This is a genomic window from Leptotrichia hofstadii (assembly GCF_007990525.1).
Taxonomy (GTDB): Bacteria; Fusobacteriota; Fusobacteriia; order Fusobacteriales; family Leptotrichiaceae; genus Leptotrichia; species Leptotrichia hofstadii.
Window position 1 is genome coordinate 96600 of record NZ_AP019823.1, and the last position, 12548, is coordinate 109147.

The 12548-nt window shown below is 31.6% G+C and carries 13 protein-coding genes; 2 read left to right on the forward strand and 11 right to left on the reverse strand.

Annotated elements, in window-relative coordinates:
- Positions 1 to 7: 7 nt before the first annotated feature.
- From FVE77_RS00410 to ffh, 9 genes are all read right to left on the reverse strand, one after another.
- A complete protein-coding gene (locus tag FVE77_RS00410; RefSeq protein ID WP_021768053.1) occupies positions 8 to 436 on the reverse strand; it encodes a hypothetical protein in 429 nt (142 codons plus the stop codon).
- Between the two features lie 12 nt (positions 437 to 448).
- Positions 449 to 919 carry a 23S rRNA (pseudouridine(1915)-N(3))-methyltransferase RlmH gene (locus tag FVE77_RS00415; RefSeq protein WP_036087581.1) on the reverse strand — a complete coding sequence of 157 codons (471 nt, stop codon included), beginning with the start codon at positions 917 to 919 and terminating at the stop codon, positions 449 to 451.
- 61 nt (positions 920 to 980) lie between these two features.
- Entirely contained in the window at positions 981 to 3056 is a 2076-nt protein-coding gene (mutL, locus tag FVE77_RS00420; protein WP_026745456.1) for a DNA mismatch repair endonuclease MutL, read from the reverse strand.
- 19 nt (positions 3057 to 3075) lie between these two features.
- A complete protein-coding gene (locus tag FVE77_RS00425; protein ID WP_026745455.1) occupies positions 3076 to 3633 on the reverse strand; it encodes a hypothetical protein in 558 nt (185 codons plus the stop codon).
- Positions 3634 to 3853: 220 nt separating this feature from the next.
- A complete protein-coding gene (mvaD, locus tag FVE77_RS00430) occupies positions 3854 to 4837 on the reverse strand; it encodes a diphosphomevalonate decarboxylase (protein WP_026745454.1) in 984 nt (327 codons plus the stop codon).
- A 21-nt stretch (positions 4838 to 4858) separates the two neighbouring features.
- Positions 4859 to 5749: a mevalonate kinase gene (gene mvk / locus FVE77_RS00435; RefSeq protein ID WP_026745453.1), complete on the reverse strand. Its 891-nt coding sequence runs from the start codon at positions 5747 to 5749 to the stop codon at positions 4859 to 4861.
- Between the two features lie 226 nt (positions 5750 to 5975).
- Positions 5976 to 6227: a hypothetical protein gene (locus FVE77_RS00440; protein WP_026745452.1), complete on the reverse strand. Its 252-nt coding sequence runs from the start codon at positions 6225 to 6227 to the stop codon at positions 5976 to 5978.
- A gap of 388 nt (positions 6228 to 6615) precedes the next feature.
- Positions 6616 to 7107 carry a hypothetical protein gene (locus FVE77_RS00445; protein ID WP_026745451.1) on the reverse strand — a complete coding sequence of 164 codons (492 nt, stop codon included), beginning with the start codon at positions 7105 to 7107 and terminating at the stop codon, positions 6616 to 6618.
- Positions 7108 to 7138: 31 nt separating this feature from the next.
- The gene (gene ffh / locus FVE77_RS00450; RefSeq protein ID WP_026745450.1) at positions 7139 to 8479 is read right to left on the reverse strand and encodes a signal recognition particle protein; all 1341 of its coding nucleotides are present in this window, start codon (positions 8477 to 8479) and stop codon (positions 7139 to 7141) included.
- A gap of 298 nt (positions 8480 to 8777) precedes the next feature.
- On the opposite strand from ffh, the gene FVE77_RS00455 reads away from it, so the two are divergent.
- Positions 8778 to 9992, forward strand: coding sequence for a S1C family serine protease (locus FVE77_RS00455; RefSeq protein ID WP_026745449.1), 1215 nt, complete (start codon positions 8778 to 8780; stop codon positions 9990 to 9992).
- A 112-nt stretch (positions 9993 to 10104) separates the two neighbouring features.
- Here the strand turns inward: FVE77_RS00455 and tpx are convergent, their stop codons facing one another.
- Together tpx and FVE77_RS00465 are read right to left on the reverse strand one after the other, a co-directional pair.
- Complete coding sequence (gene tpx / locus FVE77_RS00460) at positions 10105 to 10623, reverse strand: thiol peroxidase (protein ID WP_026745448.1); 519 nt, start codon at positions 10621 to 10623, stop codon at positions 10105 to 10107.
- A 250-nt stretch (positions 10624 to 10873) separates the two neighbouring features.
- Positions 10874 to 11248 (reverse strand): ArsR/SmtB family transcription factor, encoded by a 375-nt coding sequence (locus tag FVE77_RS00465; protein ID WP_172966406.1) that lies wholly within the window; start codon positions 11246 to 11248, stop codon positions 10874 to 10876.
- Between the two features lie 175 nt (positions 11249 to 11423).
- Between FVE77_RS00465 and FVE77_RS00470 the strand changes: the two genes are divergently transcribed.
- Positions 11424 to 12281: a hypothetical protein gene (locus FVE77_RS00470; protein WP_026745446.1), complete on the forward strand. Its 858-nt coding sequence runs from the start codon at positions 11424 to 11426 to the stop codon at positions 12279 to 12281.
- Positions 12282 to 12548 lie beyond the last annotated feature (267 nt).

Sequence of the window (12548 nt, forward strand, 5' to 3'; positions counted from 1 at the left end):
TTATTTTTTATTCATCATCATCGTCAAAGAAATCATCTAAGAACTCAGATAAATCCTCATCATCTTCGTCTTCATTGCCAAAAAATTCATTTTCTTCATCTTCGTCTTCTAATGCGTCAAAGTTTCTTTCATCATATTCTCCATCCACATTTTCATCTTTATCATATTCCCCAAAATCTTCATTCCAATACATATAATCCTTGTCAGAGCCGTAATATTCATCATTCCATATTTCCAACACCTGATCTTCTTCATCTTCATCTAAATCATACAGTTCCTCTTCAATACTGTCATAATAAAACACTTTCTTTTCCCCAGTTTCATCATCACAAACTAAATATTCCTTATCTCCTACCGTAACATTGGAAAGGCAAGTATAACCTTCTACATCTCCTTCGTTGTTAATTCTTTCAAATTCTTCCCCAGCAGAATACATATTTTTCCTCCATTATTTATGATATTTTATATTATTATTAATTGAAATCCATCTGTATATTTGCTCTGTCAAAATTAATCGCATAAGCTGATGTGGAAATGTCATTGGTGAAAAACATAGTCTAAAGTCTACAATTTTTCGCAAGTTGTCATTTACACCGTTGGATCCGCCTATTATGAAATTAATTTCGCTGTTTGTTATGGAAATTTTTTCGATTTTATCTGCCATTTCTTCAGAAGACAGCATTTTTCCACTTAAGTCAAGCAAAATATTATATGAATAATTTTTTTTTGAAATAGCAGTTATTATTCTTTCAGTTTCTGAATTTATTGCATTTTCAATCCCCTTGTTATCATCTTCTTCAGCCAGTTCAGTAATATCGAGTTTTATGTATTTTGACAACCTTTTTGAAAACTCAGCTATTCCCTCTTTTATGTATTTATCTTTTATTTTTCCAATACACACTACATTAATTCTTATCATATTTTTTCCTTATTGTCAAAAGTTTTTTCAATTTTTTACTAAATTTTCTCAATTTTTACCCTTATTTTCTTCTGCCAAACATTTTATCCAAATCGTTTCTGGAAAGTTTCACAATAATTGGCCGTCCATGCGGACACGTATATTCCCCAACTTCGTGAATCCTTCGAACCATATTCTGCATTTCAAATGTGTCAAGTTTTTGTCCAGCCTTCACGGCTCCTTTGCATGACATCGAAATAATAATATTTTCCCGCAAATCCTTTATTTTAACTTCATTTTTCAAATCCATGAGTAGCTGTAAAAACACGTTTTCAATGTTATCCCGAAAATCAAAGGCAGGCACGGCACGAATCACAATTTCATTTTCTGAAAATTCATCAATATCAAATCCAAAATCTCTAAAAATTTCAATATTTTCAAAAATAATATTTTTTTCAATTCCTGTAATCTCCATTTTTAGAGGCAATAATAAATGCTGTGACTCTAGTTTCTTATTATAGAACTTGTCTTTTAGCTCTTCATACAAAATTCTTTCGTGAATAATATGCTGATCATAAATTTCCAATTCATCATCTCTGCGAACAAGAATATATGTGTCAAAAATCTGCCCTAGAATATCATAATGAAACTGCTTTCCGATATGTTTTTCAAACGTTCCGACTTTATAATGGGATTCATTTTCAGTATTTTCATTTATAGTATCAAAATTTCTATATTCAGTAGTATTTTTATAATTCTCAAAATCACTTCTTTTATCCCATGTTTCAGTATAATATTCATCTTTTTTCTTAAAGTTTTCCACATTGTTTTCCACAGTCATTTTTGAATTATCATTCATCTTATTCCATATTTCATCAACACTTAAATCATTTTCATTTTTGTTTTTTGTAAAGTTTTCACCATTTGAAAAACTATCATTACTCATATTTTTAGAACTATCAAAAAACTCAGAATTTTTATCATTTTCATTAAAATTATCCGCTGAAAAATTATCTTTCTCATTTGAATTTTTAGTATTTTCTAAAACCTTTCCATCAAAAGTTTCCAAGCTTATAACTTTTTGATTTTCCCCCTTCAAAACGTCATCAGAAAACAAATCATCCTTTTCCACAGCGACATTCTCATTAATATTGATATTTTTCTTTATCAAATCAATATTAGGTTGCCAGTTTTCTCTGTCATTGTAGTAAAAAAAGTCATCAATTGCTGATTTTATTTCATTATAAACAGTTTTATCATTCGAGAATTTTATTATTTTTTTGGATGGGTGAACGTTTACATCTATTTCTTTTGGATCAGTATTGTAAAAAATAATTGCAAATGGATATTTCCCCTTCATTAATTTAGTGTAATAGCCATCTATAACAGCACGTTCAATAGTTGCTGACTTTACATATCGGTTATTTACAAAAGTAAACATAAAGTCCTTTGAACTTCGTAAAATTTCTACGTTACCTAAATATCCATATTCAAATTTTTTCAAATTTCTCAAAACTGACTTTCCAAATAATTCAAGGATTGTATTGTCAATCCCTTTTCCACTTGTTTTTATCGTACTTTTTCCATCTAGTTCGAGCGAAAATGCCACATTACTGTTTGAAAGTGCTTCCTTTAGTACAATATCCCTGATTTTACCATATTCTGTTGACATTTTTCGTAAAAATTTCCGTCTGGCAGGCGTATTGTAAAATAAATCCCTGACTTCCATTTCTGTACCGACATTTCTCGAAACTTCCTCAAATTTTCTCACAACTCCGCCATAACAGCCAATCTTATATCCTACAGGACTATTTTCAGAACGTGTAGTAATCGTAAGCTTAGACACTGCTGCAATAGATGACAGAGCCTCTCCACGAAATCCATAAGTATTTAAGTTAAAAACATCTTCCTTTTCCTTAATTTTAGAAGTAGCATGCCGCTCCACCGACAAAAGCGTATCGTCCTTATCCATACCAATTCCATTATCACTTACTTTAACATCAGTTCCAGATTTGAAAACTTCAATTTTTATCATTGTAGCCTTCGCATCCAGCGAGTTCTCAATCATCTCCTTAATCATCGAAGCTGGATTTTCCACAACTTCCCCAGCGGCAATAATATTTGACACTTTTTCATCAAGTATTTTTATATATCCCACAATTTCTCCTCCTTTTTCATCAGTTTTTCTTTTTTAAGACAAATACAGCTATCACACAGACAATTAATCCAGCAACTGCAGGCTTTAACATTGATAATGCACTCTTGCCAGTTAAAAGATAGCTGTTAAATATTTTAAGAATTGCAGTTGCTATTAAAATTAATAAAAGTAATTTCCAGTTTTTTGTCCAAGTTGAAACTATTATAAAAACAAAAAAAATTATAACAGTAAAAAGCAGGACAATTTTATCCATTGTCCACCCACTTTTCAAGTAATTTGCTTCAAAATTTAAAAATTTTACAATTTCAGGATTAGTTATATTTGGCTTTGGAAACCAGAACATACTCGTAAACAGACCAAAAATAGAAATTGAAATTCCTGAAAACCTCTTTTTGTATGCACTCCAGATTATTGGAATAATAAATAGTGGTCTAATATACCAGCTTAGTATATTACGGTGCCGCTGAAATGCCCACATAAAAAATATGTTGTTACTAAAAAATAAATAAATTAAAATTATTGTCATAATTCCAAATAATATGCCTATAACTATGTCAAATTTTCTTGATTTATCCATTACTCAAAACCCTTTCTAAAATATATCTTAACTCTTTCAATATTAAACTGATAAAATCAAACAATTTTAGGAATTATCATAATTTTTTATTTTCAATTTCAAATTATACTCAAACCTACTTAAAATTAAACTACTAAAAATTATATAAATTTAGGGTTTGAGTAAAATAGTCATAACTTTTGAGTTTTGTTTTAAAGCAGTTTTACTATAATTTTCACAATTATAATTTCACAGTCTTACTTACAATAATCTTATACTTTTCTTCAAAAATTTCTGCTAATTTTTCTAAATCCTCTTCCAAACAAAGTACCTTCACATTAGGCCCTGCATCCATTGTAAAATAGCATTTTTTGCCATTATTTCTCAAATTTTTTACAAAATCCATTGCTTCATAAGTTTTTTCATTAAAATATGTAAATGGAGGATTTGCAGTTTCAGTTGTCTTGTGCATTCTAAGAGCATTCTCTTCTGTCAGAATTCCCACTTTTTCAAAATCGTTTTCAGCAAGATATTTTTTCATATTTACAAAGTCAATTTCCGATTGTTTTACCCACTCATCAAAATATGTTGAAGTTTTGGCACAAAGCTCCATTCCATTTCGGCTTGAAATTTCCTTTTTATTTTCATTCAGCACAAGCACAATCATCGCCAGTTTCAAATCTGTCCTTACCTCATAAATTTCTCCAGTATCCTTGTCCCAAGCAGCAACAGGTCCAAAAAAGCTTCTCGAAGAAGATCCTGAACCAAATTTTGAAATTTGTGCAAGTTCAGATTGTGTATAGTTTTTTCCAAAAAGTTCATTACAAGCCTTTATTACAGCCGATAAACCACTCGAACTGGAAGAAAGTCCCGCCGCCGTTGGCATATTATTTGTTGTAGAAATTTTTACCTTCTGACTTCTATTTTCCCTAAACAAATCCACAACTTTGCTAATCTTTTCTGTATGCACACTATCCTGCAATTCGCCATTCAAATAAAACAAATCTGTCATATCCCCAAATTTATCTTTACAATTTTCGCTTTTTATATCTTTTTCAACTGCAATTTTAATATCTTCATCATTTATAAATTCCAGCTCTGTTTCTGTAAACATATCGTTAAGAGTAAGGGAAATGCTGCTTGTGGAAGGTATCATTTTTGCTGCATCTTTTTTCCCCCAGTATTTTATAATCGCAATATTAGCATAAGATTTGACTTTTACCATTTTTACTCCTTTATTTTTTTATTAAATTTTCTCCACCCAAATATTCTCTGCTCCGCATTTTAACAATTCATCTTTTATTTTTTCTACAATTTTCAGATTTTTAGCAAGTGCAATTACACACCCTCCTAATCCTCCACCAGAAATTTTTGCTCCACTTGCTCCATTTTCGATTGCTGTTTTTACAAATAAGTCTGTTTTTTCAATGGTTATATTCAAGTTTCCGAGTTCTGTATTTGCTTTTGTCATAATTTTTCCTATTTTATCAACTTTTTCTTCTTTGGATTCAATATTTTCAGTTAAGATTTTAATTATTTCATCTGTCAATTTACCTAGTTTCTTTAAAGAAATATCGGCTTTACTTCCTAAATTTTTCACATTCTGAATTGCCTCACCAGTATTTCCGTAAATGCCTGTATCTGCAATTACAAGATATGCACCAAGATTTAAGTCAATGTAAGAAAATCCCTTATTTTTTATGAATTTTATGGCTTTATCGCTTAGGCATGTTTTGGCATCTAGCCCGCTCGGAGTTTTATGAGCCACAATTTCCGCCGCATGAACTAGTTTTTCCAGTAATTCATCATCCAGATTTTCCTCAAAATAGTCAAATACTGCCCGGATTGCGGCAATACTGACTGCAGCTGAAGAGCCCATTCCACGTTTTGGAGGAATTTGAGAGGTAACTTTATATTTTATTTTTGCATTTTCTTTTTTTAAATATTTTAACGCAGTAAAAAGAGCAACTGAAAGAGTATCAGTCTTATTATGGAAATAGCTGCTTTTTGCTTCTTCCACAATACATTCAATTCCAATTTTTTTTAGTGGAATAGCGATGGCAGGATAGCCGTAAACAACAGAATGTTCTCCAATTAATATTATTTTACTGTGTGATTTTCCGATACCTTTTTTCATTAAATTTTCCTTTTTTATACTAAAATTATACAAATTTATTATACTAGAAAAGTTATAATAATCCAATACCTTTTTATATATTTTCAAATTTTTTCAAAATCGAAAAAAATTAATAAAATCTAGTGTTTGGATATAACAACGTTTTTTTTTGTAAAAAAAAAACTCTAAGTTTTTATAAACCTAGAGTTTCTAATAATTTTATTGTTGGTAAAGATTTTTAGTTTTATTAACCTGCAAGAAGTTTTGCTCTAGTTAAACGCAATCCTCTGTATCCAGTACCTTCAAAATAAATTTTATAAGAATATCCTGTTGAAACAGAAGATAGTCTGCCACTTGTAAATTGGAATGTTCTTCCTGATTCTGCACTTTCACAAGTTACAGATCTACGTGTTTTACCAGTAACATAACACTCCTCTACATATCTTGAAAATCCTAATGCTCCAAATGCTAAAAATCCTACTAGAATTAATTTTTTCATGCTAATCAGCTCCTTTTATATTTATATTACCTTTTACAATTACAGTATATCATATAATGTAAAAAAGTCAAGTATTTTTTTCAATTTTAAAAATTAAATTTTATTAATAAATGTTTTTTATGTGTAATTAGTATCTAAATAACTGTAAGTACAGTAAAATTATTTAAAATAGAAAATTATTTTAAGAAATTCTATTTCACACTATTTCCTTTTTATACTAAATCCCATTTAAAAAATAGCAATAAAATTTTATAACAATTAATTTGACAGCCTTGTAAAAAAAGCTTTAATTACATGAATTTTTTTATTTCTGCTTAAACAGGAAATAACATTGCAAACAAAAAAAGAGCATTCATAAAAATCCTGCTCTCTTTAAATTGTAATTAGCTTATTTTAACGCCGCTTTTGCCTTCTGAAATAAATCCTGTATAAATTCTCCCTTGTTAGTATCAATTCCTGAAATTGTTACGGTTCCCGGTATTACATTTGTATAAGGATAAATGTTGTAAGTCCAGCCGTTTTTTGTGGTAATTTGACGGATGTTCCTATTTTCTGACGTGGCTACTTCCGTAACTTCCAATTGCCCTTTGTACTTGTTTTTTTCAAATAATTTTAGCACACTTAAAAGTGCAGGTTCATCGTGTTTTTCTATAATAAATTCGACTTTATTTGCGCCTGAAAGATTTTTGTACATCTGTTTTGCAAAATCTCCGTCCTTTTTCAGCTTGGAAAGAAGATTTGCAAGTCCTCCACGGTTTACTGTCCCGCTTATTACTGGATTTTCGTAATTGTCATTAATAACTCCGATTACAACTTTATCTAAGGCTGAAAACGAAAGTGTCCCAAAAATAATAAATAATATCAAAATTAATTTTTTCATTTTAATTTTCTCCTTTTTTATTTGTAAAAATCTATCTTCTTCTGCCTCTCATGAATCCGCCACCGCCAAATCCAGGAATACCGCCACTATTGAACATTTTCATCATCTGTTTCATTTGCTCAAACTGTTTTATCAATTTATTTACATCGTTTACCTGAACTCCGCTTCCTTTGGCAATTCTCATTTTACGGCTTCCGTTTTTTAGAAGTTTTGGATCACGTCTTTCCTGAACTGTCATTGAAAAAATGATTGCTTCAACCTTTTTCATTTCCTTTTCAGCCATTCCCATGTCAATCATGCTAGTGTCAACTCCTGGTATCATTTTCATAATTCCAGCAATTGATCCCATTTTTCTTATCATTTTAAACTGCTTTAAGAAATCTTCAAAGTCAAACTGGTTCTTTCTAAATTTTTCCTCCATTTTCTTGGCTTCTTTTTCATCAATAGCTTCCTGTGCTTTTTCTACAAGTGAAACGACATCCCCCATTCCAAGAATACGAGAAGCAAGCCTGTCTGGGTGAAATGGTGCGATGTCATCCAGCTTTTCTCCTTCACTTATGAATTTAATTGGCTTTCCTGCAACTTCCTTTACCGAAAGGGCAGCCCCTCCACGAGTATCTCCGTCCAGTTTTGTAAGCACAACCCCGGTAATATCAAGCTGCTCATTAAATTCCTTTGCTACATTAACCGCATCCTGTCCTGTCATTCCATCAACTACAAGCAAAATTTCATTCGGATTAAAACTGTCCTTTATATCTTGCAGTTCACTCATAAGCTGTTCATCAATGTGCAATCTTCCTGCCGTATCAATAATCACATAAGTTGCATGCTCAGTTTTTGAAGCCTCAATTCCCTGTTTTACAATTTCCAGTGCATCTGTACTTTCGTCAATCGTAAATACAGGAACTTTTACCTGCTCTCCTAACACCTTCAATTGCTTTTTAGCGGCAGGTCTATAAACATCTGCCCCAATCAGAAATGGCTTTTCCCCTTTCGATTTCAGATGCTTTGCCAATTTTCCAGAAAACGTAGTTTTCCCAGCCCCTTGAAGTCCGGAAAGCATTACAACGGTAGGATTTTTATCAGCTTTAGCAATTGAGACATTTGAGCCTCCAAGCACTTCCACTAGCTCGTCATTTACAATCTTGATAAATTGCTGTGTAGGATTAACCCCGCTGATAACCTGCTCTCCCAATGCCTTTTCCCGAATCTTTGCCACAAAGTTCTTAGCCACGCTGTAATTTACATCTGCTTCAAGCAATGCCAGTCTTACTTCCCTCAAAGCATCCTTCATATTGTTTTCCGTCAATTTCCCCTGTCCGCTGACTTTTTTGAATATATCCTTAAATCTGTCTCCTAAATTATTGAACATTATTGATTTTTCTCCTTAATTTTATATATTTTATTTAATTTTTACTGAGTATAGGATAACATATTATGGGGAAAAAGACAATAAGCATAGCAGGTTATTTATGAATTTGCAAAAAATACGGTTTAATAAATGAAATTCAAATAAAAATCATAAGAATAATAAACTTTTATTCACTAAAATATATCCAGCCCTGTAGGAAGCAAACTCATAAAAACTGGAAGAGTCAAGAGTTTGAGATTAATTCTAAAAAAATTTTAAAAATAGGTTTATTGTAAAACTAGAAATGAGGTAAATAAATATGAAAAAAATAAATTTTATAAAAAAAGGAAATAAAAAATTTGCTTTATTTTCAATGTTATTTCTAATTTTAAGCTGTTCCAACAAGACTGGAAATAACGTAGAAAATAAAAATAATACAGCGGATACTGAGCAGCAAAAGACAATTTCTCAGGAAGATTTGCAAAAGTACACTAAAAATGCCGTACAGACACAGGATGCTTTTGTAAGTGTGCATAACAGCGTTAAGGATTCAATTGTAAATATCAGAACTAAAAAAACTGTTATAGTAAATACGTATAATCCGCTGGAAGAAATGCTTTTTGGACGTTCTGGAGGACAGGAAAAACGTGAATCGGGGTCACTAGGTTCAGGATTCGTTGTTTCAAAGGATGGATATGTTGTTACAAATAATCATGTTATTGACGGTGCAGACGAAATTTATGTAAAATTCTCGAATGGACGTGAATATCGTACAAAACTCGTGGGAACTTCGCCTGAAGTTGATATTGCCGTACTGAAAATTGATTCAAATGAGACTTTTAAACCGTTAGAATTTGCAAATTCAGATCAAGTTCAAATCGGACAGTGGTCAATTGCCTTTGGAAATCCATTGGGATTGAACGACTCGATGACAGTTGGAATTGTAAGTGCTGCAGGACGTAGCTCACTTGGAATTGAAGAGATAGAAAACTTTATTCAAACGGATGCCGCTATCAATCAGGGAAATAGTGGAGGTCCATTAATTGACATAACAGGAAAAGTTATTGGAGTAAACGCTGCAATTTATTCACAAAGTGGAGGAAGTATGGGAATCGGATTTGCTATTCCGGCAAACTTGGCAATGACAGTCAAAGATTCAATTATTGCAAATGGTAAATTTGAAAAACCATACATTGGCGTGTCTCTGGCAAATTTAGATCAAGACAAAGTAAAAGCCCTTAATCTGAAATCTTCAAACGGAGTATTCATAGTCGATGTTGTACCAAATAGTCCAGCCGCGGCGGCAGGAATAGCTAAAAATGATGTTATTACAGCTGTTGACGGAAAAGAAGTAAACTCTGCAGGTGCATTTGTTGGAGAAATCGCCGCTAAAAAAGTTGGACAAAATATAAAATTAACTGTATACAGAAATGGACAGCCAGCAGAGGTGGCAGTAACGCTTGTAAAAACCCCTAGTGCAATTGAGCAGCAACGTATTATACAGCAAAGACAGCAGCAGCAACTTGGAAGATAATAAAAAAGGCGAAAAAAGTATCTCAATCATTGATTGGGGTATTTTTTTACAAAATTAAAGCAATAAAAAATGGAGAAAACCTTTATTAATAGGTTTAGCTCCATTTATTTTTTTATTTAGTTAATTCTTTTATTACTTCCAATGCTTTTTCGTAATCTGGATGCTCCCCAACTTCCTTCACATATTCTACATACTTGATAATACCGTCTTTATCTACAATAACAGTTCCTCTTGACAACAATCTTAATTCTTTTATTACAAATCCATATTTTGTTCCAAAATCTAACTCTTTATGGTCTGAAGCCGTTAAAGCGTTTTTAATTCCTTTGTCTGCACAATATCTTCCTAGTGCAAATGGTAAATCAGCTGAAATTGTAAGCAGCTGAACATCATCTCCAAAACTTGCGGCTTCCTGATTAAATCTAGCCAGCTGTAAAGCACATACTCCAGTATCAACTGACGGAAATACTGCTATTACGACAACCTTTCCTTTATAATCACTTAATTTTACTTCCTTTAATTCTGGTGATAAAACTGTAAAGTCTGGTGCTGCTTCTCCAGCTTTTACTTCTGTTCCCACAAGAGTTACAGGATTTCCCTTGAATGTTACTTTATTCTTTATTTCTGCCATTATTCCTTCTCCTTTATTTCTTATAGTTTATCCAATCGTAAATATTTAAAGATAGCCCTCTTGCGTTCAAGGTCAAATTTATCCAAATTATTCAGAACTAAAATTTAGATAGAATCCCCCCTGATTTAGAGATTTGACTATCAAAAATAATTCTGTCACAATTTTTTATATTTACAATTGTCTATTTTTTGTAATTATAACATATTTAAAATTATTTGTATAGGAAAATTATTTGGCTTACAAATAAAATTTATTTCTTTTCTAAAATATGTGTCATTCCTTGCTCCACAATATGCTTTATATGCTCGTCTTCAAGCGAGTAATAAACAACTTTACCTTCTTTCCTATGTTTTACAAACCTCCCCTGTTTTAATACCCGAAGCTGATGTGAGATAGCAGACTGCGTCATTTTCAAGAGATTTGCAATATCATAAACGCACATTTCCTCATGAAACAAGGCGCTTAGTATCCTCATTCTAGTCGTATCTCCCAATATCTTGAAAAAATCTGCCAAATCGTATATAATCTCCTCTTTAGGCATCAATTTTTCTACTTTTTCCACAATTTCCTTGTGAATAGCCTTTGCTTCATAACTTGCATTTTCTTCTTCCATTATTTTAGCCATTTTCCCTCCCAATGTTTGGAATATATGTTATTATTATATCACGTATTCAGATAACTTCAAAATTAGATTTTTTCTTTTATTTATTATCTAAGATAAAAAAAAGTGAAAATCTATTAAAAAATTGTTATAATATAAAAAATTACTTTGTATTTTTAATAAAAAAGGAGTAGATTTTATGAAAAGGAAAAAATGTAAATTATTGATTGCAGCCTGTATTGTGGCAATTTCGATTTCTTCATTTGGACTTTCCAGGAAGAATGAGGCAAAAGCTTCTTCAAAGCCTGATGCTGTGGATACGAATAAAAAAGCAAAGCTTACAATTTCAAAGGCTGAACTGGATGTTGTTGCTGAGAAAATTTTTAAAAATGAGGCTGGAGGGAAAAAAGATGAGCTTGTGTACTGGAATAGCGGAGAAGATTTTCCATCGCTTGGAATCGGACATTTCATCTGGTATAGACAAGGGCAGAAAGGGAGATTTGAAGAGAGTTTTCCGCCGCTTGTGGAGTATTACAAGGCTCGCAATGTGAAACTGCCTAGAATTATGGAAGAAAATAAGTATTCGCCGTGGCAGAGCAGAGATGATCTTTTCAGGCTAAAGAATTCTGGAAATAAGGATGTTGCAGAGCTGACTGATTTTCTTTATAATACAAAGGATATCCAAGTTTCGTTTATTTTTGAGCGGCTTGAAAATTCTTTGGAAAAAATGCTGGAAGTGGCTAATAATCCAGAAAATGTAAAAAAACAATTTTACCGTGTTGCACAATCTCCAAACGGACTATATCCATTAATTGATTATGTGAACTTCAAAGGTGAAGGAATTTCCCAAACTGAAACTTATAATGGGGCTGGCTGGGGACTTCTTCAAGTTCTGGAAAATATGAAAGGTACTGGCAGCGGAAAAGCGGCTCTTGAAGAATTTAGCAATTCTGCGAAATTTGTGCTTGAAAGACGGGTAAAAAATTCCGATCCTGCAAAAAATGAGAAAAAATGGCTGCCAGGATGGTTAAATCGTTGCAATACATATAAAAATTAAGTTTAAAACAATAAAGGAAATTTTGTATTTAATTTTTGATATTAAGCCGTTTTAAAATTTGAATAGAATAATTATAATTATCAAGTCAGATGCTGTTGCTGTAATAACATTATAAAATAGTCTAAATTTTTATTTGGGCTATTTTTTTGTGAAAACTGTTAAATATATTAGATTTAGGGAACTATTATTTAAGCATAAAAGAAATTAATAGTAAAAAAAATCACATTATAAACAAAATTGCTTGCAAATATGACTGACTATAAGATA